Below are 23,948 nucleotides of genomic sequence, written 5' to 3' on the forward strand. Positions count from 1 at the left end.
GGGCAACTGGTGGTGCGGCGGGCGGCGTCACTCCGTGTCGTCTTCGGAATCGTGGCGCTGGACCTCATCGGGTTCGGCATCCTGATTCCCCAACTGGGGGTGTACGGCGTGCGGTTCGGCGCCTCGCCCTTCACGGTGGGGTTGCTCATCTCCGTCTTCTCGCTGATGCAGTTGGTGTCGGCCCCGGTGATGGGCCGGCTCAGCGACAGGTACGGCCGCCGGCCGGTGCTGCTGGTGAGCCAGGTGGGCTCGCTGCTGGCGTACCTACTGTTCGCCTTCGCGCAGTCGCTGCCGCTGCTCTTCCTGGCGCGTGTCGTCGACGGCATCTCCGGTGGCAACATCTCCACCGCACAGGCCGTGGTGGCGGACATCACCACGCCGAAGGACAGGGCGCGGGGCATGGGAGTCATTGGCGCGGCCTTCGGGCTGGGCTTCGTGCTGGGACCGGCGCTGGGCGGCTTCCTGGGCGCCTGGGGCGGCAACCTCGCCATCGGTCTGTTCGCGGCGGGGCTGGTGGCCATCAACCTGACGGGCACGTACTTCTTCCTGCCGGAGACGCGGGTGGTGGGGCTTCGGGGGGAAGGGCACGCGCGTACGCTGAGGGGCGCCTCGCTGGCCATGAGCCTGCCCGTGGTGGGGCGCTGCCTGGCGCTGATGCTGGTGTTCACCACCGCCTTCGCGCAGATGGAAGGCACCTTCTCCGTCTACCTGCTGACGCGCTTCCTGTCGTCCGGGCCCGTGCCGCTCCAGGAGGGGGGGCTGTTCCTCCGGGCGGCGGTGACGGACCTGGACGTGCTGCGCGAAGCCAGCCTGCGCTCCGGCTGGCTCTTCGCGGCGATTGGGGTGATTTCCGCGGGGGTGCAGGGCGGCCTGGTGCGCCGGCTGACGGGTGGGCCCGGGAGCAGGCCGGGGCGCGAGGCGCTGCTGGCCACGGTGGGCTTCGGGCTGACGGCGGCGGGACTGGGCCTGTTGCCCGTGGCGCCGGACTATGCGTGGCTGTTCCCGGTGATGGGGCTGCTGGCGGTGGGGTCGGCGCTGGTGACGCCGTGTCTGTCCGCCCTGGTATCACTGCATGCCCCGCCCGAGCGGCTGGGGGCGGTGCTGGGGGCGTACCAGGCCTTCGGCTCGCTGGGGCGGATTCTGGGGCCGGCGCTGGGCGGCTGGCTCTTCACCCGGCTGGGGCCCGCGGCCCCCTACGGGACGGCGGCGGGGATGGTGGCGTTGTCGGGGCTCCTGGGACTGTCCCTGGTGGCCCAGGCGAGAATGGCAGGCGCGGGGGCCGAGCAAAGGTCCTAAGATGGAGGACATGGTGGGGACGCAGCCGCAGCCAGTGACGATTGCCTTCGATGTCATGGGAACGGACCACGGCCCGGCCGAGGTGGTCCGGGGAGCGGCGATGCTGTCGCTCGAGTCCCCCCACATCCACACGCTCCTGGTGGGGGACCGCACCCTCATCGACGATGCGCTGGCGGAGACGAAGCACAACGGGGAGCGCATCTCCGTGCAGCACGCGGCGGACTTCGTCGGCATGGACGAGAAGCCCGGCGAGGCGCTGGCGCGCAAGCCGAACGCGTCCGTGGCGGTGGCCGCGCGGCTGGTGGCGGAGGGCGAGGCGCAGGCGCTGGTGTCCGCGGGCAACACGGGCGCGGGCGTGCTGGCCTGTGCCCGGCACTTCCAGCTCATCCCCGGGGTGCGGCGCGCGGCGCTGGCCACGGTCTACCCGACGCGCTCGGTGCGCGGCGCGAAGGGGGACCCGTTCTCCCTCATCCTGGACGTGGGCGCCACGGTGGAGGCCACCGCGGATGACCTGGTGACCTTCGCGGTGATGGGCTCCGCCTACGCGCGCATCATCTCCCAGAACGACCGCCCCAAGGTGGCGCTCCTGTCCAACGGGATTGAGCCGCAGAAGGGCCCGCCCCGCGTGGTGGAGGCGCATGCCCGCCTGTCGGAGATGAAGGACATCCACTTCATCGGCAACGTGGAGGGCATCGACATCCCGAAGGGCACCGCGGACGTCATCGTCACCGACGGCTTCGTGGGCAACGTCTGCCTGAAGATGCTGGAGGGCGTCCACGAGACGGTGGTGGAGCTGGCCCAGTACGCCTACAAGGAGAGCCTGCGGTGGCGCGCGGGGCTCGCCATGCTGTCCAGCGGCATCCAGCGCATCAAGGACATCACCGACTGGAACCAGTACGGCGGAGCCCCCATCCTCGGGTTCGATAAAATCTTCATCAAGGCCCACGGGCGCTCGAAGTCGCGGGCCATCGCCAACGCGGGCAAGGTCGCGGCGAAGGTCGTGTCGAACAACCTGGGCGCCGCCATCCGGGAAGGCCTGAAGAAGTGAGCTTGCCGGACCGCATCGATCCGCGTCCGCCCCGGCGCATCTACCGGTGGGATTTGGACAAGACGTACCTCCAGACGGAGTTCGACTCGCTCCGTGACCTGGTGCGGACGGCGTTCCAGAAGGCCCACCAGAAGGTGGCCGTGCCGGGCGCCAGCGCGCTCATCCGCGAGCTGTCGGAGAACGGGGACTCGCGGCTGTGCATCGTCTCCGGCAGCCCGAAGCAGATGCGGGCCGTGCTGGAGGAGAAGCTCAAGCTGGACGGCGTGCGGTGGGACGAGTTCGTCCTCAAGGACAACGTGGGCAACCTGCTGCGCGGCCGCTTCCGGGCCCTGCGCGGGCAGGTGGGCTACAAGCTGCCCGCCATCCTGGAGAGCCGGGTGCACGCGCCGGTGGAGGCGGAGGAGGTCCTCTTCGGTGACGACGCGGAGGCGGACGCGTTCATCTATTCGCTCTTCGCGGACCTGGTGGCGGGCCGCGTGGACGAGCGCGTGCTGTCGCAGGTGCTGGAGGCGGGTGGGGTGTACCCGGACGACGCGCTTCGGGTGCGCGAGGCGTGGAAGAAGATTCCGGTGGGCGACCCGGTGCGCCGCATCTTCATCCACCTGGACAAGCTGACGCCCCCCGCGCACTTCACGGCCTACGGGCCACGCGTGGTGCCCATCTTCAACTACTTCCAGGCCGCGCTGGTGCTGCTGGCGGACGGCCACCTGACGGCGCCGCAGGTGCTGAAAATCGCCGTGGAGATGGTGCAGACGGCGGGCCACAACATCATCACCCTGTCCAACTCGTTCCAGGACCTGCTGCGGCGCGGGCTGCCGCTCCAGCAGGCGGCGGTGGCGCTGTCCCAGGCGCTGGAGGGGCCCAACAAGCTGCTCGCGGCGATGCGGCCCATGCCGGACATCCTGGCCGCCTTCAGCAAGCGCCTGGCCGCGCTGGGCACACCGCCGCCGCCCCCGCCGGTGCAGGCGGTGGACTACGTGTCCCTCATCCACCACGCGCTGCCCCGGAACCACAAGGGCCGCACCCGGCCGCAGTAGGGGCCGGCTGCCCGGCGGCCCCTCGGGTGGGCCGGCATTCCCCACGCGGGCCGTCCCCAGAACGTTTCCGGCGGACGCCGTGTTGATACAGGACACAGGCCCGCGGCCCCCACGCTTCGCGCGTGCCCTGTCCCCAGGTTGGGCGCAGGAAAGCGGGCGGGGGAGCCCGCTGCCCGGTGACATCCGACAACAATGTCGTCCACCGCTACTCCCTACCCGGAGGATGCGGTATAGACGGCAGGCCTTCTAGCACCCCGGTGGGGTGTCCCTGGCTGATGACGCGAGATTTGACTGAGACGCCGCCTGCCGGCGGTCTGCTGCCACCTGCGCCCGAGAATGACGCGCGCGAGGTTGCCTCTCCCGAGGCGGCAGGGACTTCCGAGCGCGGCGAACAAGAGGTTCCCATGAACTCCCAGCTGGAGCTGTCGGCGCACCCTCAAGAAGAGGACAGCGCCTCCGAGCCCGTGGCCGCCGACGAGCAGGCCCCCACTGAAACCCCCACGATTCAAGCCGCCCTCGCCGCCGAGCCGCCTCCGGCCCCCGCTGACGCGGATGCCGAGGACGAGGAAGAAGACGAGGACGAGGAGGACGACGACGAGGTAGACTTGGCCGAAGCGGGCCTGGACGACGTCGTCCTGGGCGCCGAGGCCGCGCTGGCCGCCGCCGAGGCCGAGGACGCCGCCGAGTCCCGGGGCGAGGACGTCGAGGAAGTCCCCCTCGTCCTGGAGCCCGAGCCGGAGCCGACGCCCGATGAGCGCGCGCTGCGAGCGCCCCACGTCCGGCCCACCGGCGAGCCGGCGGAAATCGACCCCGACGAGCTGGACCCGGACGCGCTCAAGGTGGTGCTCCGCCTGCACCAGCACGGCCATCAGGCGTACATGGTGGGCGGCTGCGTGCGCGACCTGCTGCTGGGGCGCAAGCCGAAGGACTTCGACATCGCCACCAGCGCGACGCCGAACGAGGTGCGCGGCATCTTCCGCAACTGCCGCCTCATTGGCCGGCGCTTCCGGCTGGCGCACGTCTACTTCAAGGGCGGCAAAATCATCGAGGTCTCCACCTTCCGCGCGAACCCGACGGAGCTGGAGCCCGTGGCCACCGGGGGGGAGGAGGACGGGGAAGGTGAGGACCTGCTCATCACCCACGACAACGTCTTCGGCACCGCGCAGCAGGACGCGCGCCGGCGTGACTTCACCATCAACGGCCTGTTCTACGACGTGGCCGAAGGGCGGGTCATCGACTACGTCCGTGGCCGCCGTGATTTGGACGAGCGCTTCATCCGCACCATTGGCGACCCGGAGGTGCGCATGCGCGAGGACCCGGTGCGCATCCTGCGCGCCGTGCGCTTCGCGGCGAAGCTGGACCTGGACATCGAGTCGCGGACGTACGCGGCCATGGAAGGCGCGGTGGAGGATTTGCCCCGCTGCGCTCCCGCGCGCCTGCTGGAGGAGACGTTCCGCCTCATCCGCGGCGGCGTGTCCGCGCCCGCGCTGAAGCTGCTGGACGCGCTGGACGCGCTCAAAATCCTGCTGCCGCCCGTCAACGCGTACCTCAAGCTGCACGGCAAGGAGGGGGAGAAGACGTTCTACGCCTTCGCGGAGTCGCTGGACCGGCGCGTGTCCGCGGGCGAGGCGCTGGATGACGCCATCCTCCTGGCGATGTTGCTGATTCCCATCAGCCGCTCGACGGGGCCCGAGGAGTCGCAGGAGGGCCGCCCGTCCGTGTCGCAGGTGGTGGAGGACTTGCTCGCGGGGTTCGTGCAGTCCGCGCGGCTGCCGCGCCGCATCGCCGAGCGCTGCCGCATGTTGCTGCTGGCCCAGCGCACGCTGTCCGGTGAGCGCCGCCGTCGCAGCGCCGCCTTCAAGCGGCACCCGCTCTTCAGCGAGGCCCTCACCGTGTTCGAGATGACGGTGGAGGCCACGGGAGAGAACCGCGAGCAGTTGGAGGCGTGGAAGGCCGGCGAGGTGCCGCCGCCGCGCGCCGCCGCCGCGGACGGCGAGGAGTCCGACGCGGGAGGCCAGCGCAAGCGCCGCCGTCGCCGCCGCCGCCGTCGTCCCTCGGCGAGCGGCTCGTCCGGTGAGAGCTCCGAGCCGAGCGACGCCTGAGTCGAAGTCGCGTCCGTCGGGCCTGGGGCCGCACCGTCAGCAGGCGTGAGGGCTCACGGACGCCGGGCCCTCAGTCCTTGGGCCCGCCCTTTTCCACCGGGCGCTCGGAGCGGTGTTCGGCGCTGTCGGTGGCCTCGCTGCCGGCGATGTCCGCGGTGGTGATGGCCTTGCTGCCAAACCGCTCGGCAATCTTGTCCAGCGCCGCGTTCAGCTTCGAGGTGCGCGGCGCGGCGGCGGGGAAGAGGCCCAGTTGGGGCGGCTCTTCATTCAACTGCACGCTGACGCCGGTGAGCCGCAGCGGCTTGCCCTGGTGCGACTTGTCCAGCAGCTCCAGCGCCGCGCGGTAGAGCGTCTGCCCGTCATCCGTGGCCTCGCGCAGCGTGGTGCGCCGGGTGATGAGCGTGAAGTCCGCGAACTTCAACTTGAGCTGCACCACGCGGCCCTTCAGCGCCGCCCGCCGCAGCCGCCGCGCCACGCGCAGGGCCTGGGCGTGGACGTGTGGCTTGAGCGCGTCCACCCCCACGAGGTCCTCGTCGAAGGTGTCCTCCGCGCCCACGCTCTTGGCGGCCCGGTCCGGCACCACCTCGCGCGTGTCGATGCCCTGGGACAGCTCCCACAGGTGCCGTCCGCTGGAGCCCAGCCTGTCTTCCAGCCAGTCCAACTCCCGGTGGGCCACGTCGCCAATCGTCTTCAGCCCGGCGAGCCGGAGCGCCTCCTCCGTCTTCGGCCCCACGCCCCACAGGCGCGACACCGGCAGGCCCGCGAGGAAGGCCACCGTCTCCTCGGCGCGCACCTCCCGCTGGCCATTGGGCTTGGCGAGGTCGGAGGCAATCTTCGCCACGAACTTCACCGTGGCCACGCCCGCGGAGGCGGGGAGGTCCAGCTCGTCGGCAATCTCCTTGCGGATGCGCCGGGCGATGTCCGCGGGCGTGCCGAAGAGGCCCACCGACGCCGTGACGTCCAGGAAGGCCTCGTCCAGGGACAGCGGCTCGATGAGCGGCGTGTAGCGTTCGAAGATGGCGAACACCTGCTCGCTGGCTTCGGCATACGCGGCGAAGCGGGGCTTCACGACGAGCGCATGGGGCGCGGCCTTCGTCGCACGGGCCATGGGCATGGCGCTGCGCACCCCGAAGGGGCGCACCTCGTAGGAGGCGGCGACCACGACACCGCGCTGCGCATGCCCGCCCACGATGAGCGGCTTGCCCCGCAGGGCCGGGTTGTCCCGCTGCTCCACGGACGCATAGAAGGCATCCATGTCCACGTGGATGATGGCTCGCATCGTGTGAGTCACTCTAGCGGGGCGCTCTGACGCCTGGCGGAGCACCTGGGGTTCGAGACACCGCGGCGGGAAGCAGGACCTGGGGCCCTGGCAACAGGTGATGGGCGAATCGTGGAAAGCCCTCAGTCCCGTTGCTCGCCGTGGGGCAGGGGCAGGCCATGTCGCTCCAGCTCGGCGCGGAGCTCCGGGGGCAGGGGACTGCGGACCGTCAGGGGCCGCCGCGTCTGCGGGTGCGTCAGGCCCAGGGAGTGGGCGTGGAGGAAGAAGCGGCCCAGCTCCGGGGCCTCGCGTCCGCCGTAGAGGCTGTCCCCGACGATGGGCGCGCCAATGCCCGCCAGGTGCGCGCGCACCTGGTGCAGCACGCCGGTGAGAATCTTCACCTCCACCACGCTGAACTCACCCGAGCGCGACAGCACGGTGAACTTCGACACCGCCTCCCGGGCGTCCTCGGCCCCGTGGGGCGCGGGCTCCACGCGGTCCGGGTGCCGGGGGTGATGACGCAGGGGGAGGTCGATATCGCCCTCGTCCGTCAGCGGCCCCGTCACCAGCGCCAGGTAGCGCTTGTCCACGGCGCGGCTGCCAAAGGCCTCGCGCACGGCGTTCCACGCCTCCCGCGTCCGCGCGGCCAGGACGACGCCGGAGGTCTCCACGTCCAGCCGGTGGCACAGGCCGCCCTCGCGCGCGTCCACGGAGGCCTGGGCGCATTCGGGATGGCGGGCCACCAGCGCGTTGGCCACCGTGCCCGTCTCCCCGGACTGCAGCGGGTGGGACGGCCGGCCCGCGGGCTTGTCCACGAACACGAGCGAGTCGTCCTCGTGCAGCACGATGAGCGGGAAGTCCGCGTCGGGCACGGCCTCGCGTGATTCTTCTTCCACCTCGACGGCGATGTGCTGCCCGGCGGTGAGCGTGAGGCCCTTCTTCGCGGGGCGGCCGTTCACCTTCACCGCGCCCGCCTCGAAGAGGCGCTTGAGCCGCGCGCGGGAGAGGCCCAGCGCTTCACCAACGAAGAGGTCCACCCGCTGGCCCGCCTTGTCGGCGTCCACGGTGAGGGTGTGCAGCTTGGAGGGATTCACTCGGACAGGGCCTCGTAGACTTCCTCGGCCGTCTGGAACCGGTCGTCCGGCTCCTTGCGGATGAGGCGGTGGGCGACGCGCGCGAGCTGCGGGTCCCCGTGAAGGTTCAGCGCCAGCACGGGGGGCGGCTCCGTCTCCAGCACCTGGCGCCAGAGCTCGTGCGGCGTCTTCGCGTCGAAGGGGGGCCGCCCGCTGAGCAGCTCATAGAGGATGACCCCCAGGCTGTACAGGTCGGAGCGTCCATCCAGGGGCTCGCCCAGAATCTGCTCCGGCGCCATGTACCGGTAGGTGCCCACCAGCTTGCCGGCCTCGGTGATGGCCGCGTCGTCCGCCAGGAACTTGGCGAGCCCGAAGTCCATCAGCCGCACCTGCCGGTCGTCGTCCACCATGATGTTGGACGGCTTGAGGTCGCGGTGGACCAGGCCGTGGCCGTGGATGTAGGCCAGGGCCTCGCAAATCTGGAGCATGGCGTCCTTGAGACGTCCCATGCGCTCGGGCCGGTTGAGGTCCTCTTCGCGCACCCCGCGTCCCGGCTCGTCCTCGGGCTCCGGGCCGCGCGGCATGGGCGGCGGCAGGTCGAAGCCCTCCAGCGAGTCATCCGAGCCGATGCCCGCGTGCGGGCTGGCCTCGGAGGAGAAGCTCTCCAGCTCCTCGCTGGGCGGCTCCTCCGCGAAGGCCTCCAGGCCGAAGGTGCCGTCATGCGGGCTGTCGTCCGAGTCATCCATCGAATCGGAGAAGCTCCGGCTCAAGGGGCCGAAGTCATCGTCCGCGGTCCGGAGGACGGACAAGGGGCTGCGCGGCGTGTGGTTGCCCGGAGGCGTATTCCGGTCACCGCTGCTCAGGTCGAGGTAGTGGCGGAGGGTGAGGCCCTCGATGAGCTCCATGGCCAGGTACGGCACGCCCTGGTGCACGCCGGACTCGAACACCTTCACGACGTTGGGGTGAGACAGGTCCACGAGTGTATCGAACTCGCGGGCGAGCCTGCGCGCGGCACGCGCGTCCCGTGCGGGGCCGGCTGAGAGCAGCTTCAGCGCGACCTCGTCGGTGGTGCGGCGGTCCAGGGCCCGATAAACGGTTCCTGCCCCGCCACTGCCAAGCGTCTCCAGAACGCGGTAGGGACCAATGTCCTTCGGGGGCATGGGGTGCCGAAATCCTACGGACCACGTCACGTCAGGGTCAACGTTGGCAGCGCCGGATTGCTCGGCGCCCGGCAGAACCGGCGGCAAGTGGTTTTACTTTTCCGACAAACCTGGGAGAACCCGAGTCAATGCAAATCGGGAAGTACCAGCTGGTGCGAAAGCTTGCGTCAGGCGGCATGGCGGAGGTCTTCCTGGCGAAGGCCGCGGGGCCGCGTGGCTTCGAGAAGACGCTCGTGCTCAAGCGCATCCTCCCGCATCTGGCGGAGGACCCGGCCTTCGTGGAGATGTTCCTGGGCGAGGCGCGGCTGGCGGCGCAGCTCGAGCACCCGAACATCGTGCAGATTTTCGACTTCGGTGAGGCCGAGGGCAGCTTCTTCCTGGCGATGGAGTTCATCGACGGGCCGAACCTGCGCAAGTTGGTGAAGCGGGCCGCGGAGGAGGCGCTGCCGCCCGCCTTCTGCGCGAAGGTGGTGGCGGCCGCGGCGGAGGGCCTGGCGTACGCGCACGAGTTCCGTGACGTGGAGACGGGCGAGCCGCTGGGGTTGATTCACCGCGACGTGAGTCCGGACAACATCCTGGTGTCGCGGCAGGGCGCGGTGAAGGTGGTGGACTTCGGCATCGCGAAGGTGGCGGGGCAGGGGCACCGGACGCTTACGGGCGTGGTGAAGGGCAAGGTGGCGTACATGCCGCCCGAGCAGCTCCAGGCGAAGGCCATGGACCGGCGGGTGGATGTCTACGCGCTCGGGGTGGTGCTGTACGAGCTGCTCACGGGGAAGCGTCCGTTCGATGCGACGACGGACGTGAGCGTGATGCAGGCGATTCTGTTCGAGTCGTTCATCCCGGTGTCGCAGCGGCGGCCGGACCTGCCGGTGGCGTTGCAGCAGGTGCTCGACAAGGCGCTGGCGAAGGACCGGGAGCGGCGGTACCCGGACTGCCGGGCGTTGCAGGACGACCTGGAGCGGTTCGTGTTGTCGACTGGCGAGCCGGTGGGCGCGTACCAGATTGCCCAGCGCATCGCGCAGTGGGTGCCGGAGGTGGCCGCGGCCCCGGCGATGACGCCGTCGCAGGGGGCAAGTCGAGGCTCCGTGGCGCCGCAGTCGAAGCCAGATGCGCGGCGCTCGTCAGTGGAGGCGCCGGTGGATTCGACCTCGCCGACGACGCCCATGCCTCGGTCGCTCGTGGCGCCCCTGGAGGTCGCTGCGGCGGATTCGACGTCTCCGACGACGCCCATGCCGGTTGCCATCGGTGACGTGGTGCGGGAACTGGAGCTGCGCTCCTCGCCGCAGCAGGACACCCTTCAGTCCTACCCGGTGGTCGTGAAGACGCCCGCGCGCCGGGCGGATGCGCCAGCGCATGGGGCGTCCCGGCCAAGGGAAACGTCCCGGGGCTCGGGGGCGAAGGTCCAGGCGCCGCATGCGCGTGACGATGACGCGGTGGCGATGGCGGCTGTCTCGGCGCTGCCGCCAGCAGACGCTTTACCGACGCCGGTTGCTCCCGTGGACGCGGACGACGCGGTGCACACGCGGAGCACGGAGTATGTCGCGGCGGTGCCTGCAGGGCGGTCGGGAGGGCGGATTGCCGTCATCGTGGGGGCCGTGGTCGCTTTGTCGGTGGGGGGCGCTGTCACCTTGATGCGTGGTGGTGATTCAGAAGTGTCACCGGTTCATGTGAATCCGCCGCCGCTCACGCAGTTGCCGAGCGAGCCTGCGACTCCGAGCCAAGGCGGCAGGGGCGTGCCGCAGGTGTCAACGGACGCTCCTGTGGCGTCGAAGGAGCCGCAGGTTGCACGGGATGCCAACATGCCCGAAGCAGGACCTCCTGCTGTGCAGGATGCTCCTCCTGGGAACAGCGGGACTGTTTCCAAGGAAGACGGCGCTGTCGTCGCGAAGCGTGAGCCCGTGAAGGCGACCGAGGACCGGGTGCCGAGCCCGTCGCGGGTCCGTGAAAAGGCGCCGGTTCAGAAGGTGGCGCCTGTCGCAAAGGGACGCCTGGAGTTCCGCGTCCGTCCGTATGCTGTGGTGTCGTTGGACGGGAAGGTCCTGGGGCAGACGCCGTTCCCCGCGGTTGAGGTGCCTGTGGGGCGACACACCGTCCGGCTGGTCAACAAGGAACTGGGCAAGGACGTGACCCGGACCGTGGATGTGAGGGCCGGTCAGCCCAATGTGTTCAAGCTGAACCTCGAAGCGGAGTGAGACGGGGCCGCACCGAGGCCACCTGATGTGTGGCCTCGGTGGCGGGGAGTCTCACTGGGGCCAGTGGAGAATCTGGCCCGCATTGCCTGCCACCCAGATGTCCGCGGGACTGGTGCCAGCAATGTCGTTGAAGCGGAGGCTCGTGTTCTCGAAGACGATCTGCCACCCCGTGCCGTCGTACCGGTAGATGCGGCCGTTGAGGGCGGTGACGTAGACGGACCTGGCGCCGAATGCGACGACGGAGGTCAGTGACTCGTTGTGCGTGTTGGGGAAGGACATCCTGCTCCAGGCGCTGCCATTCCACTGGAGGACAGAGTTCTGCCCGTTCATGAAGTCGCCCACTGCGAAGGCGGTCTTGTCGTTTACGACCCAGACTCCGCGAAGCGGCCCCAGTCCTGGAATGGTGTCCTGAACCAGCTCTGATTGCCATTGCTGGTTGACGTTGCTGAATCGGTAGGCTCGGCCCCGTTCGGGGCCACTATCGAAGCCTCCAACCGCGAACAGCGTTGAAGGGGGGCGACCGTGGATGTCGTGTAGCGGGGCGACTGGTACAGATCCGAAAGTCAATGCACCTGGCACCGGATTCCCATTCCAAATAAACGTCAATCCCTGGTTGATTGTGCCGGAATTTGAAGTGACACCATGAATCTGCAAAGTGCCTTCATGTCGGAAGCCAATGAGTCCCTGCACCCACCGGCCCATGTTGTGCGTTTCGGTGCAGGCATTCTGGGACCTATCTAGAAAGCTGAGGTTGCCTCCCGAGGAGCCAGTGTAAGCGCGGCCCTGGTTTGCCATGTCCGCCCAGACAGCGTTCCATCCCCTGTTGCTGTCGCCACAGTTTGCTGCGTTGGTCTGGAATGTCGTGGTCCTCGGTGTAAGCACCGCGGTGCTTCCTTGGGTGCCCACAACAGTCACATCGCCTGGAACTTCCGTGAAGATGGAGCGCCAGTCCTGAACAGTCGCGCCCACGGTCCGTGCCACCCAGTTTCCACTTCCGCCTGGGCACGCATCAGGGCCTTCGGGATTCCCGTCACAGTTGTTGTCCAAACCGTCGCATAGTTCCGGCGCACCCGGATATGTGAACGGGTTGCCGTCGTTGCAGTCGCCATCGGTGCTGACGTAGTCCTTCCCAGGAGAAAAGCAGGACGACAAGGCTATGCCATCACCAAATCCATCCCCGTCGTCGTCCAGGTACCAGTTGCTGGGAGGCGTCGTGGCCTGGCAGGAGGTGGTGATGCCGGTTGCGTCACAGACGTAGACACCGGGGCACGGACCCGCTGCGGTGCACGCCGTGCCGAGGTCGGAGAACGCCTCGTCAATCCGATTGTTGCAGTTGTCGTCGACGCCGTTGCAGCGTTCCGTTGCGCCCGGCCGGATGCTGGCGTTGTTGTCGTTGCAGTCGTCCGCGGGGCCCGTGACATAGCCCGGCTCGATACCGGCGCAGAAGGCGACGGGAGCGGCGTTCCGGTCGCCGTGTCCGTCCTGGTCCACGTCGGGGTAGGCATAGACGGCCATCGGCATGTCGCAGATGACGGCATCATCTTCGCCGCACGCCCGAACTCCTTCGCATCCCGCTGCCTCCGAGCAGTCCTGGCCCAGGCGCAGTTCCACCGTGTCCGACTGGCCGTTGCAGTTGTCGTCGACGTCGTTGCAAAGCTCGGGTGCGCCCGGGTGGATGCTCAAGTTGTTGTCGTTGCAGTCCGTGCCGCCCGTGAGCAGGGAGACGTACCCATCGCCGTCCGCGTCCGTTGCTTGAAGTGAGAGCGCGACTGGCGCGGCCCGTCCCGTCGTGGGCGTCGCGCTCGTCGAACGCGTCACCACGGGCGTCGCGTCGCAGGTCTGCTCAAATGCACGTGCCTCCACATTGACGGAGGCCTCCCGGTCGCTCGACGCAAACACCGCGACACGGTGAGCGCCGCCCGTGCCAGCGAGCGTGGCGGTGAACTCCTTCCCACTGGCCTCGTCTCGGGCACTGACGAGCACGCAGCCTGGCATGAACCCCGAGTAGTCGACCGTCACGGTGATGGCGTTGCACGTCGGCTTGTCACCCAGGACCGCGTCAACGGAGCCGCCCATGAGGCCCTGGACGTCGCACGGGTGCAACTCGTCCAGGCTGGGCACGGTGCAGGCCATGCCGGACAGAGCCAGGCACGCCAGAATGATGCGGTTCATCGCGCCTCCCGCAGGACCGTGGCTTCGTCACCCAGGAAGTAGGTGATGACCGCGCCCGCCGCCGCCGTCGCCGCGACACCGAACAGGATGTTGGCGCCGAGCGCCTTGCCGCGCGCCGCGTCCAGATGCCCCATCTGCTCATCGACCTCAAAGGTGTCTCGCGCGCTCTGGATGTCGCTCCGGGAGCGCAGGCCGAAGTAGCTCCCGAGGCCACCCGCGAGCACCCCGGCTCCAAGCAAGGCCACGGGAAGGGGACGGATGCGGAGGTCCCTTGGCTCATGCGTCATGAGGTCTGGCTCGGCGCTGGCGCTGAGAGACGCGGTTGGCGCAGGTGCTGCGACGGCCGACGCATTTTCCTCGGAGGCGAGGACAGGGCGGTCCTGCGAAGGGTTCCGCTGCTCGACGGGGGCCGAAGCCACGCGCTCGCCTTGAAGCTTCTGGCGGACGTCCTCGAAGTCCCGAGCCACCTTCGGAGAGACCCTGACGGGGAGCTGTGAGTCCGGCTGAAGTGACAGGGCCTCATGGAAGGCTCGCAGGGATTGTGACCGCTTCCCAAGGTCGGCGAGGACGATGGCCTCGTACATCGCGGCGTCTGCCCGTTCGTCGTCCGTCGTGGCCAGTGCCTTGGCTTGGGTGAGCGTCTTCAGCGCCTGCTCGTACTCGAGTTCTTCATAGAGCTGCGCTGCCGCCTTCAGCCGCGTGCGAAATGAGGAGTCGCGCGAGCTGGCTTGCGCGGCTTTTGCCGTCACGGTTTGCCCGAGCGCCAGTCCTGGTAGCAGCAGCGTGTAGCTCAGCACCCATATCAGGAGCGCTGCTTTCTTGAGAATGGAGCTTTCCATGAATAGAAAAGCTACCACGGTCATTCTGCTGTCTAGGAAAGGGTGCGCGAATTGCCGCGCGCGGGTGTCCGTCCTGTTGCCGCGGTGTGGCAATGCGTCAAGGAGCGGCACCTCCATGCGCGTCGAGGATGCCCGTCGCCAGCGCCAGGAACCTCGTCCGCAGCGCATCCGGAGCGAGCACCTCAAAGCCTGTGCTGACGTCGCAGAGCTGACCCAAGGCAATCGCTTCGCGCTCGAAGTCCACGACCACCGTCTTGCGTCCATCCGCCGCGAGCGGCGCGGCGTCCAGCCGTGCTCCATCCGCTGCCGGCCGAATCCTCCGCAGCGCCTCCAGCGCCTCCGGCGTCAAGCGCAGCGTGACTTCGTACGTCGCGCGCTTCTCCGCGAAGCGTGAGCACCACGCCTTCCAAAATGCCGGCAGGTCGAAGCGCGCCGGCCGGACGAAGGTCTCCGGGCGCATCCGCGCCCCCTCCACGCGCGAGCCTCGATACACACGCGGTTCCTCCTCGCCCGTGCGCGCGACGAGGTACCAACGGTCCGCCTTGATGACGAGCGCATACGGGTCCACCACCTTGCGGCTCGGCTTGCCCTCGAAGTCCCGGTACGTCAGGGACACGCGGCGGTCCTGCCAGACGGCATCACGCAGCGTCGCCAGATGGGGCACGGCCTCGCGCTCCGGAAACCACGACGACGCATCCACATGAAGCCGCTGGCGCGCGTACTCCAACGCGGGTTGCTGGAGCGCGGGCAGGGAGGCCGCCAGCTTCACCAGCCCCGAACGCAGCGCCGACGTCAGCCCCAGGTCATCCAAGGCCCCCGGTGCCGCCACGGCCGCCAGCGCGTGCAGCTCCGTTCGCGTGAAGCCCGTGAGTTGGGTGCGCCAGCCTTCCATCAACGACACGCCTCCCGCTGCGCCTCGGGTGGCGTACACGGGCACGCCCGCGCCGGACAGCGCGTCGAGGTCCCGGTGGATGGTCCGTTCGGAGACCTGGAGCTCCCGTGCCAGCTCGCCCGCCGTCATCTTCGGGCGCGTCTGGAGGAGCAGGGTCAAGCTGACGAGTCGGTCGGCGCGCATGGGCAGGTTCCGAAGCGAAGTCTACGCGAGGAATCATGACACAAGATGTCATGATTTCCTCGCCAGGCTGCGAACACGAACCCACAGCGGTCCACGGCCGTCCGTGGGCCTGGAGGAGTGCCAGCCATGAAGCCACTCGAAGGACGCATCGCCCTGGTCGCGGGAGCCACCCGAGGCGCGGGGCGCGGCATCGCCACCATGCTGGGAGAGGCAGGCGCCACCGTGTACTGCACCGGGCGCAGCGTGCGCGGCCGGCCCGCGACGGGCTCGCGTCCGGAGACCATTGAAGAGGCGGCCGAGCTCGTCGACGCCAGGGGCGGCCGGGGCATCGCCGTCCGCGTGGACCACTCCGTCGAAGCGGAGGTCGAAGCGCTGTGCGCGCGCATCCAGCGGGAGCAGGGGCGGCTCGACATCCTGGTGAACGACATCTGGGGCGGCGACGGACTCACCGAGTTCGGCCCGGCGTTCTGGAAACAGTCCGCCGCGAAGGGGCAGCAGATGTTCGAGCGCGCCGTCTTCACGCACCTGCTCACCAGCCGCCACGCCGTGCCGCTCATGCTAAGCGGCGAGCGGGGGCTCCTCGTCGAAATCACGGACGGGGACTCGTTCGGCTACCGCGGCAACCTCTGGTACGACCTGGTGAAGCTGTCCGTCATCCGGCTCGCCTTCGGGATGTCCCGGGAGCTGCGCCGCACGAACGTCACCGCGCTGGCGCTGACGCCCGGCTTCCTCCGCTCCGAGGAGATGCTGGAGAACTTCGGCGTGACGGAGGAGAACTGGCGCGACGGCGCGGCGAAGGATCCGCACTTCATCGCCTCGGAGAGCCCAGCCTACGTGGGCCGGGCGGTGGCGGCGCTCGCGGCCGATTCAAACGTGGGCGCCAAGGCCGGCCGTGTCTTCAGCTCCTGGGCCCTGGCCCGCGAGTACGGCTTCACCGACGCGGACGGCTCCCAGCCGCACTGGGGCGACTATTTCGCGCGCGCCTTCGGCAAGCCGTACCGGGTCGCGGACGAGGACGCCTACACGTCCTGGCGCGACGGCCCCATGGAGCTGGCGAGCCCGGATTGGCCGCTGGGCTGAAGGGTTCTCCAGCGAACGGTTGCCCACTTCGGCCTACATCAGGTAGCCCCTCTGACGTGGAGCGGCCACCCACCGCCACCGGGCGACCGGTCAGGGGCCGACCGTGACGGTTGGGGCACGCGCCCGTGGACGGCGCGCGGCGGCATCGCTAGGGTGCGCGGCTTCATGGACCGCCCCTCAGTGATTTCCACCCTGGAACAAGCCGTCAAGGCCCGGCCGATGCCGCGCCACGTGGGCATCATCATGGACGGCAACGGGCGATGGGCGGAGTCCCGAGGGTTGCCCCGGCTGGAGGGGCACCGGGAGGCGACGTCGAGCGTGCGTGAAGTGACGCGCACCGCGCGCCGCCTGGGCATCCAGGCGCTGACGCTCTATGCGTTCTCGTCGCAGAACTGGGCGCGTCCGGCGGAAGAGGTCGCCGGGTTGATGGACCTGCTCCGGGAGTACCTGGAGCGCGAGCGCGCCGAAATCCTGGACAACGGCATCCGCCTCAACGCCATTGGAGACGTGGACCGGCTGCCGCGCTACGTGCGCGACCCGTTGGATCGGCTCCGGGCCGACTCCGCGCACAACACCGGCATGGTGCTGTCGCTGGCGTTGTCCTACGGCGGGCGAGAGGAGATCCTCCACGCGGCGCGGCGGCTGGCCGAGGCCGTGGAGCGTGGAGAGCTGGCGGCGGGGCGGGTGGAGGAGAGCGACTTCGAGCAGTTCCTCTGGACGCAGGGGCTGCCCCCGCTGGACCTGATGGTGAGGACCAGCGGCGAGCTGCGCGTGTCCAACTTCCTGCTCTGGCAGATGGCGTACGCGGAGATGTGCTTCACCGACGCCTTGTGGCCGGACTTCCGTACTGACGAGTTCCTCCGCTGCGTGTCGCAGTACCAGCAGCGTGAGCGCCGCTTCGGCCTCACGTCCGCTCAGGTGCAGCGGGAGGACGCTCCTCAGCAGGCCAAGGCGTGAACGACAAGAACCGAAACCTCGTCATCCGCGTCGTCTCCGCGGTGACACTGCTGCCGCTGGTCCTCCTGCTGCTGTTCCTCGGTGGTTACTGGAGCGCGGCCCTGCTGGGCGCCGCCGCCGCCGCGTGCGTGGGTGAGTACTACCTCATCGTCCAGAAGCGCCTGACGGTGGCCTCCTGGGTCGGGATGGCCTTCGCCGCGGTGCTGCCGTTCCTGCCGCTGCGGGACGCGGCGCGCACGGGCGAGACGGCCTTCTGGCTCACCATTGTCTTCGCGTTCTTCGCGTGGATCTACCACCTCTTCAAGGGCCCGCTGGCGGAGGCGCCCACCCGCACGGCGCACCTGGTCAACGGCTTCCTGTACGGCGCGGTGGGTCTCACGGCCATGTCCGCGCTGCGCCTGTTGCCTGATGACGGCATGGCCTGGGTCATCTGCGCGCTGGTCATCACCTGGGCCAATGACACCGCCGCCTATTTCTTCGGGCGGTTCATGGGGAAGCACAAGCTCTACCCGGAGGTGAGCCCCAACAAGACGTGGGAGGGCTTCTTCGGGGGCATGCTGGGCTCGGTGGGCGGGATGTTCATTGCCCAGCAGTTCTTCTTCCCCGTGTTCACGGCGTGGGACTGCGTGCTGCTGGGCATCGCGGGTGGCATCCTGGGGCCGGTGGGCGACCTGTGTGAGTCCATGCTCAAGCGGGCCTACGGGGTGAAGGACTCGGGCTTCCTCATCCCCGGACATGGTGGCGTGTTGGATCGCATCGACGCGCTCCTGTTCAACGCGCCCCTGGTGTTCGTCTACGTGCAGTTCATCCGGGGCCTGCTGCCCTAGGGACCGCCCCTTCCGGTTGCCCGTCTGCTCGGCGGGCCCGGTTGCGCGTTGTCCGCCTGGGCGCCCACGATTACTGTTGCGCCCATGCTCCAAAACATCGGGTTCTTCGTCATTCTGCTCGGCGTGCTCGTCACGGTGCACGAGCTTGGCCACTTCCTGGTGGCGAAGGCCTGTGGTGTGAAGGTCCTGAAGTTCTCCATTGGCTTCGGACCCAAGCTGATCGGCTTCACCAAGGGCGAGACGGAGTACCAGATTGCCCTGCTGCCGCTGGGCGGCTACGTGAAGATGGCGGGGGACATGCCCCACGAGGAGCTCAGCCCGGAGGAGGCCAGCCGGGGCTTCCTGGCGCAGCCACCGTGGAAGCGCGGCCTCATCGTCCTGGCGGGGCCGGCCTTCAACCTCATCTTCCCCATCCTCGTCTATTTCTTCGTCTTCCTGGGCCCGCACCAGGCCACCTCCACCTACGTGGGGACGGTGAGCGAGGGCATGCCCGCGGTGGCCGCCGGCATCCGCCCCGGAGATCGCATCCTGTCCGTGGATGGCGAGCCGGTGCGCACGTTCAATGACATGCGGGAGGCGTTCGTCGGCCGCTTCGAGCGGCCCGTCCCCATCGTCCTGGAGCGCAACGGCCAGAAGCTGACGGTGGATGTGACGCCCACGAAGAACGTGGAGACGTCCCCCATCGACACGGTGGAGCGCGGCTCCATTGGCGTAGAGGCCGTGTCGAAGCCGCCCATCGTCGGCGTGCCGCCGGGTTCGGTGGCGGAGCAGGCCGGGCTGCGGACCTTCGACCGCATCCTGGCCGTCAACGGCGTGAGCGTGGAGACGGAAGCGCGCTTCCAGCAGGAGCTGGACAAGCACGCGGAGGGCACGCCCCTGGAGCTCACCCTCCGGCGCATGGACTCCGTGGCGGCGGGCGCCGTGACGGGGCGGGCGGCTTCCGTGCTGAAGCTCACCGTGCCGAAGCAGCCGGGCGTGGGGCTGGCGACGGTGGGCGCGGAGACGTCCGACCTGTACCTGGCCACCGTGGCGCCGGGGAGCGCGGCGGAGAAGGGTGGCCTGCGGCCCGGAGACCGCATCATCGCCCTGGATGGCGAGAAGCCGGAGTCCTTCGTCAAGTTCTCCTCGAAGCTGAACGCCCTGAAGGAGCGCTCCTTCCAACTGACGTGGCGGGGCGCGGACGGCGAGCGCACGGAGACGCTGGCGCAGGCGCCGCTGAAGACGGAGGACGAGCTGGGCACGGCGAGCGCGCCCATCGTCCTGGGCGTGCGCAACTGGGTGCTCTCCGCGGCGGACATGCCGGTGCTGGACGAGGTGACGGTGCACCTGGGGCCGGGCGCCGCGCTGAAGCAGGCCGCGCTCATCGTCCCGAAGATTGTCGGGCAGATGGTGCGGGTCCTCGGCGGGCTGCTGGTGGGCTCGGTGCCGATGAACACCGTGGGCGGCCCCATCATGATGTACCAGCTGGCGTCCAAGAGCGCCGAGCAGGGCCTGGACAGCTTCCTCCACCTGATGGCGCTCATCTCCATCAACCTGGGGGTGATGAACCTGCTGCCCATCCCCGTGCTGGACGGCTTCCACCTGCTCTCCGCCGCCTGGGAGGGAATTCGCCGCCGCCCCATCCCTGTTCGCGTCCGCGAGGTGGCCAACATGGTGGGGCTCGCGCTGCTCGTCCTGCTGATGCTGTTGGCCGTGACCAACGACATCACCCGCTAGAGGACGCATGCGAGGACTCGCCGTTGCCGGACTGCTCTGCCTGGGTTTCACCTCCGCGTGCGCCTCGCGCGCGGCCAGGCCCGACCCGGCGGAGGACGCCGCCCGCCCGTCGAAGTCGCCGAAGTCCCGCGGTGGCTCGCCCGGGGTGACGCGGCGCGGGCAGATGCCGCGCTCGTACCTGGGCGAAGGGCTGGCCTCGTTCTACGGCCCCGGCCTGCACGGGCGGCCCACCGCGAGCGGGGAGCGCTTCGACCAGGAGGCGATGACGGCCGCGCACCGAAAGCTGCGCTTCGGCTCGTGCCTGCGCGTGGTGAACATGGAGAACGGGCGCGCGGTGAAGGTGCGGGTGAATGACCGGGGCCCCTTCATCGACGGGCGCATCGTGGACGTGTCCAAGGGCGCCGCCCGGAAGCTGGGCATGCTGGACAAGGGCGTGGTGCGCGTCCGGCTGTACCGCTGCGAGGACCGGGTGTCGGAGATTCCGCAGGCAATGTGGGCCGCGCCGGTGTAGTGAGCCGTCCCATGTTTCTCTCGCTGGACACCTCGACGTTGACGTTGTCGCTGGCCCTGGTGGAGCGAGCGCCCGATGGCGCGCTGCGCACGCTGGAGCACGTGGTGGTGGGTCCGCCGCGGAAGCAGAGCGAGCTGCTGCCCGGCATCGTCGGGGAGCTGCTGGAACGCCATGGCGCCACGCTGCCCGCCCTGGAGGGGCTGGTGGTGGGGCTGGGGCCGGGTTCCTTCACGGGGCTGCGCATCGGCCTGGCGACGGCGAAGTCGCTGGCCTACGCGACGAAGCTGAAGGTGGCCGGGGCCTCGTCGCTGGCGGCCGTGGCGCTGGAGGGCCCCGAAAACGTGCCGCTGTACTGCCTGGCGGTGGCGCGCAGGGACGACCTGTACTTGGGGGCCTACGTGCGCCGGGGCGGGACGGTGGAGCCCCTGGAGCCGGAGACGGCCATGTCACCCGCGGAGGTGGCCGCGCGCATGGCCGCCGAGCCCCGGGCCGTGGCGCTGGGGCCCGCGCTGGTGGACTACCGCGCCGCCCTGGAGTCGCACGGGGTGGCGCCGCACCGGCTGCTGGCGGCGCCGACCTTCCCGTCGGCGGTGGCGCTGGCGGCGCTGGCGCGCTTCCCGGAGGCGCAGACGCTGGAGGCGCTCTTCGCCATGGAGCCGCACTACGTGCGGGCCTCTGAGCCGGAGCGCAACCCGAAGTTCCCGCCGCTGCCCGGGCCGGCGCCCACCGCGCGGTTGAAGGAAGACTGAGCCGCCTCGTGGTGCTCGCGCTCCCGGCCTCCGGTGGCGTAAAGGACGCGCCATGAGAGACGACTTGACGATTGGCGTGGTGGGCGCGACGGGCGTGGTGGGCCGCGAGGTGCTCGCCGCGCTGTACGCGCAGGATGTGCCCGCCGAACAGGTGCGCGCCTTCGGCTCCGAGCGCTCCAAGGGCCTGGAGGTGGAGTACGGCGAGGACTCGCTCGAGGTGGAGCAGGCGACGCCGGACGCCTTCCGGGGCGTGAAGCTGGTGCTGCTGGCCACGCCGGCCGAGGCGTCTCGCAAGCTGGCTCCGGCCGCGCAGGCGGCGGGCGCGTGGGTGGTGGACGCCAGCAATGCCTTCCGGGGTGACGGCAACGTCCCCCTGGTGCTGCCGGGCTTCAACACGGACGTGCTGGGCGCGGGCTTCACCTTCAAGGGCCGCATCGTGTGTCTGCCAGGGGCCGTGACGACCGCCGCGGTGCACGTGGTGGAGCCGCTGCGGAAGGCCTTCGGCGTGGCGCGCGCGCAGGTGACGGCGCTGATGGCGGCGTCCAGCGCGGGTGTGCGCGGGGTGGCGGAGCTGGAGAAGCAGACGGCGGACCTGCTGTCGGGCCGCGAGCCGGAGCCGCACGCCTTCCCCCACCGCGTGGGCTTCAACCTGGTGCCCCAGGTGGGCGGCTTCATGGTGAATTCACCCTGGACGGAGGAGGAGGGCGGCTGGACGCTGGAGGCGGCCCGGCTGTTCTCGTCCAGGGGGGACGTGCCCGTCATCGCCGGGACGGCGGTGCAGGTGCCGACGTTCTACGGCCACGGCCTCACCCTCAACGTGCAACTCAAGAAGCCGGGCCCGGTGGAGCAGGTGCGCGCGGCCCTCAAGACGTCCGGCGTCCTGAAGGTGCTGGATGTGCCGGGCGAGCGCGTGTACCCCATGCCCATGCTCGTCACGTCCGACCCGGCGGTCCATGTGGGCCGGGTGCGCGCATTCCCCCAGGCCCCGGAGTGGGTGACGCTGTTCGCCTCCGTGGACAACGCCAGCCGGGGTGCCGCCCTCAACCTGGTGGAGGCCGGGCTCCGCCTGGCCGAGCGCCCCGCCTGACAAATTGGCAAAGCCTCCGGAGCCGTCCTGCCTGTTTGGCGCGGCGGGGCGGCCGTCCCGGAGTGATGCCCAGCGGACGAGAATGCGTTTCATGTGGCCTCCCGCTTGCTAGCCTGGGCGTACCCATGCGCCTCATTCTCGTTGGCCTCTTGCTCTTCGCGTCGACTGCCCTGGGGCAGCAGACCGTGACGTTCACGGCCTCGCCAAACATCCTCCAGAACAATCGCATCGTCGTCTCCCAGGCGGACTGCACGGCGGAACGCACCGTGACCTGGAGCCGGACGGGTCTGCTTTGCGAGACGCTGTACTTCTGGCTTTCCAGTGACGGCGCCTGTACGCGCGCTCCCGCGGGGGCGGACCTGTTGCTCCAGCAGGTCGCTGCTGGAGATACCACTACCACCACGGGAACGCTGACGCTGCGCGCGAGCGCGGCGCTGGAGGCGGGGGGAGATACCTGTGAGTCGCAGACCGCGACCACGACCTTTCGGCTCTGCGCCTCCACCCCGCGTGTGACTGTTGACGTTATCGGCAACCAGACGTGCGCGGACACGGTCAGCTCGGTGGGCACGCCAGCCATCGACCTCGTGTATGACCCGGAGCCCCCCTCCGCGCCCTCCGCTCCCGCGGTGACGGGCCTGGACGGCGCGCTCAGCGCCACCGTGACGGTTCCCAGCGATTCGGCGTCGATGGTGGTGGAGGTGCTCTCGCTCGTTGGCGGTGAGGACGGTGGGGTAGGCACGGGCGAAGTGGTGAACTCGAAGGTGCAGGCCGTGGCGAACACGGTCTTCCGCATGGATGGGCTCGAGAACGGTGTGGAGTACGCCGTGCGGGCGATTGCCATTGATGCGGCGGGCAACCGGAGCGAGCCTTCCGCCGTGACGTTGGGGACGCCCATCGCGAGCGAGGGTTTCTACGGCGGATACCTCGGTGCTGGCGGTGCCGAGACGGGTGGTTGCGCCGCGGCGGGCGGAGGCATCACGGGATGCGCGTTGCTGGCGTCCCTGGGAATCTGGTTGTCGTCGAGGAGGAAGCGGTCATGAGTCGGGCATCGGCCCTGGGGGTCGTGGCGTTGCTCGCCGCGCTGCCCGCGTGGGGGCAGAACACGGTAGTGGTGGAGGAGGAAGTCTCGCTGCGCTCGCCACGTACGGGCGGTATTCAATTCCGCATGGGTGGCTACAAGCCCCTCATCGATGAAGAGCCTGGCCTCAATGGCACGCCGTACGAGGACTACTTCGGCGGCGAGTCGCTGCTGACGTTCGAGGTGGAGCTCCAGCGGTACTTCTACCAAGGCGTAGGCACGGCGGGCGTGGGCTTCTCCGCTGGCTACGGCGAGAAGTACGGCACGGCGCGGCTTGCCACGGGCGCGCTCGCGGCGGAGCGCACGGCGCTGCGCCTGGTGCCCCTGGCCTTCAACGTCTTCTACAAGTTCGACTACGCCGCCTTCGAGTGGGGCATCCCGCTGGTGCCCTACGGCAAGCTGGGGCTCATCTACACGCCGTGGTGGATTACCAAGGGCGCCGGCACCGAGGTGGTGGATGGGAACCGGGGCTCGGGCGGCCGTTGGGGCTGGGGCGCGACGGGTGGCATCGCCTTCCTGCTGGACGTGCTGGAGCCGCGCTTCGCGCGCGACTTCGACTCCGACCTGGGCGTCAACCACAGCTACTTCTTCGCCGAGTACACCTATGCGGATGTGGACAACTTCGGCGGCGCGGGGCTGAACCTGTCGAACCGGCGCTGGATGTTCGGACTGGCGCTGGATTACTAAGCGG

The 23,948-nt window shown here is 69.5% G+C and carries 20 protein-coding genes; 14 read left to right on the forward strand and 6 right to left on the reverse strand.

Annotation, left to right across the window (positions count from 1 at the left end):
• Positions 1–9: 9 nt before the first annotated feature.
• The 4 genes from KGD87_RS01825 to pcnB all read left to right on the forward strand — a co-directional run bounded on the left by KGD87_RS01825 (position 10) and on the right by pcnB (position 5,483).
• The gene (locus tag KGD87_RS01825) at positions 10–1,296 is read left to right on the forward strand and encodes an MFS transporter (RefSeq protein WP_284665856.1); all 1,287 of its coding nucleotides are present in this window, start codon (positions 10–12) and stop codon (positions 1,294–1,296) included.
• 10 nt (positions 1,297–1,306) lie between these two features.
• A complete protein-coding gene (gene plsX, locus KGD87_RS01830; RefSeq protein ID WP_176421427.1) occupies positions 1,307–2,344 on the forward strand; it encodes a phosphate acyltransferase PlsX in 1,038 nt (345 codons plus the stop codon).
• Positions 2,341–3,381, forward strand: a complete 1,041-nt coding sequence (locus KGD87_RS01835) for a phosphatase domain-containing protein (RefSeq protein ID WP_163787384.1) — start codon at positions 2,341–2,343, stop codon at positions 3,379–3,381. The genes plsX and KGD87_RS01835 overlap by 4 nt, the downstream gene beginning before the upstream one ends.
• Before the next feature lie 404 nt (positions 3,382–3,785).
• A complete protein-coding gene (gene pcnB, locus KGD87_RS01840; protein WP_284665857.1) occupies positions 3,786–5,483 on the forward strand; it encodes a polynucleotide adenylyltransferase PcnB in 1,698 nt (565 codons plus the stop codon).
• 70 nt (positions 5,484–5,553) lie between these two features.
• Here the strand turns inward: pcnB and dinB are convergent, their stop codons facing one another.
• The 3 genes from dinB to KGD87_RS01855 form a co-directional block, all read right to left on the reverse strand.
• Positions 5,554–6,762, reverse strand: a complete 1,209-nt coding sequence (gene dinB / locus KGD87_RS01845; protein ID WP_284665858.1) for a DNA polymerase IV — start codon at positions 6,760–6,762, stop codon at positions 5,554–5,556.
• 122 nt (positions 6,763–6,884) lie between these two features.
• A complete protein-coding gene (locus tag KGD87_RS01850) occupies positions 6,885–7,835 on the reverse strand; it encodes an RluA family pseudouridine synthase (protein WP_284665859.1) in 951 nt (316 codons plus the stop codon).
• Positions 7,832–8,974 (reverse strand): serine/threonine-protein kinase, encoded by a 1,143-nt coding sequence (locus KGD87_RS01855; protein ID WP_284665860.1) that lies wholly within the window; start codon positions 8,972–8,974, stop codon positions 7,832–7,834. Before KGD87_RS01855 ends, KGD87_RS01850 begins: the two co-directional genes overlap by 4 nt.
• Before the next feature lie 128 nt (positions 8,975–9,102).
• On the opposite strand from KGD87_RS01855, the gene KGD87_RS01860 reads away from it, so the two are divergent.
• On the forward strand, positions 9,103–11,166 hold the full coding sequence (locus KGD87_RS01860) for a protein kinase domain-containing protein (RefSeq protein ID WP_284665861.1): 2,064 nt from the start codon (positions 9,103–9,105) through the stop codon (positions 11,164–11,166).
• 51 nt (positions 11,167–11,217) lie between these two features.
• Here KGD87_RS01860 and KGD87_RS01865 read toward each other — a convergent pair whose 3' ends face one another.
• The 3 genes from KGD87_RS01865 to KGD87_RS01875 are packed head-to-tail and all read right to left on the reverse strand — an operon-like array spanning position 11,218 to position 15,252.
• Positions 11,218–13,338 (reverse strand): putative metal-binding motif-containing protein, encoded by a 2,121-nt coding sequence (locus KGD87_RS01865; RefSeq protein ID WP_284665862.1) that lies wholly within the window; start codon positions 13,336–13,338, stop codon positions 11,218–11,220.
• Positions 13,335–14,294 carry a tetratricopeptide repeat protein gene (locus KGD87_RS01870; RefSeq protein ID WP_284665863.1) on the reverse strand — a complete coding sequence of 320 codons (960 nt, stop codon included), beginning with the start codon at positions 14,292–14,294 and terminating at the stop codon, positions 13,335–13,337. The genes KGD87_RS01865 and KGD87_RS01870 overlap by 4 nt, the downstream gene beginning before the upstream one ends.
• Entirely contained in the window at positions 14,275–15,252 is a 978-nt protein-coding gene (locus KGD87_RS01875; protein ID WP_284665864.1) for a helix-turn-helix transcriptional regulator, read from the reverse strand. Before KGD87_RS01875 ends, KGD87_RS01870 begins: the two co-directional genes overlap by 20 nt.
• Before the next feature lie 126 nt (positions 15,253–15,378).
• On the opposite strand from KGD87_RS01875, the gene KGD87_RS01880 reads away from it, so the two are divergent.
• The 9 genes from KGD87_RS01880 (at position 15,379) to KGD87_RS01920 (ending at position 23,944) form a co-directional block, all read left to right on the forward strand.
• Entirely contained in the window at positions 15,379–16,332 is a 954-nt protein-coding gene (locus tag KGD87_RS01880; RefSeq protein WP_284665865.1) for an SDR family oxidoreductase, read from the forward strand.
• Positions 16,333–16,497: 165 nt separating this feature from the next.
• Positions 16,498–17,289, forward strand: a complete 792-nt coding sequence (gene uppS, locus KGD87_RS01885) for an undecaprenyl pyrophosphate synthase (RefSeq protein ID WP_284665866.1) — start codon at positions 16,498–16,500, stop codon at positions 17,287–17,289.
• Positions 17,286–18,116, forward strand: a complete 831-nt coding sequence (locus KGD87_RS01890) for a phosphatidate cytidylyltransferase (RefSeq protein WP_284665867.1) — start codon at positions 17,286–17,288, stop codon at positions 18,114–18,116. Before uppS ends, KGD87_RS01890 begins: the two co-directional genes overlap by 4 nt.
• A gap of 84 nt (positions 18,117–18,200) precedes the next feature.
• Entirely contained in the window at positions 18,201–19,832 is a 1,632-nt protein-coding gene (rseP, locus tag KGD87_RS01895) for an RIP metalloprotease RseP (RefSeq protein WP_284665868.1), read from the forward strand.
• Between the two features lie 7 nt (positions 19,833–19,839).
• Positions 19,840–20,343, forward strand: coding sequence for a septal ring lytic transglycosylase RlpA family protein (locus tag KGD87_RS01900; RefSeq protein WP_284665869.1), 504 nt, complete (start codon positions 19,840–19,842; stop codon positions 20,341–20,343).
• Positions 20,344–20,354: 11 nt separating this feature from the next.
• Complete coding sequence (gene tsaB, locus KGD87_RS01905; protein ID WP_284665870.1) at positions 20,355–21,092, forward strand: tRNA (adenosine(37)-N6)-threonylcarbamoyltransferase complex dimerization subunit type 1 TsaB; 738 nt, start codon at positions 20,355–20,357, stop codon at positions 21,090–21,092.
• Positions 21,093–21,144: 52 nt separating this feature from the next.
• The gene (locus tag KGD87_RS01910) at positions 21,145–22,179 is read left to right on the forward strand and encodes an aspartate-semialdehyde dehydrogenase (RefSeq protein ID WP_284665871.1); all 1,035 of its coding nucleotides are present in this window, start codon (positions 21,145–21,147) and stop codon (positions 22,177–22,179) included.
• Positions 22,180–22,304: 125 nt separating this feature from the next.
• The gene (locus tag KGD87_RS01915; protein WP_284665872.1) at positions 22,305–23,219 is read left to right on the forward strand and encodes an MXAN_2561 family MXYO-CTERM-anchored protein; all 915 of its coding nucleotides are present in this window, start codon (positions 22,305–22,307) and stop codon (positions 23,217–23,219) included.
• Positions 23,216–23,944 carry an MXAN_2562 family outer membrane beta-barrel protein gene (locus KGD87_RS01920; protein WP_284665873.1) on the forward strand — a complete coding sequence of 243 codons (729 nt, stop codon included), beginning with the start codon at positions 23,216–23,218 and terminating at the stop codon, positions 23,942–23,944. Before KGD87_RS01915 ends, KGD87_RS01920 begins: the two co-directional genes overlap by 4 nt.
• Positions 23,945–23,948 lie beyond the last annotated feature (4 nt).

The organism is Myxococcus sp. SDU36 (assembly GCF_030168875.1).
GTDB classification, from domain to species: Bacteria; Myxococcota; Myxococcia; order Myxococcales; family Myxococcaceae; genus Myxococcus; species Myxococcus vastator.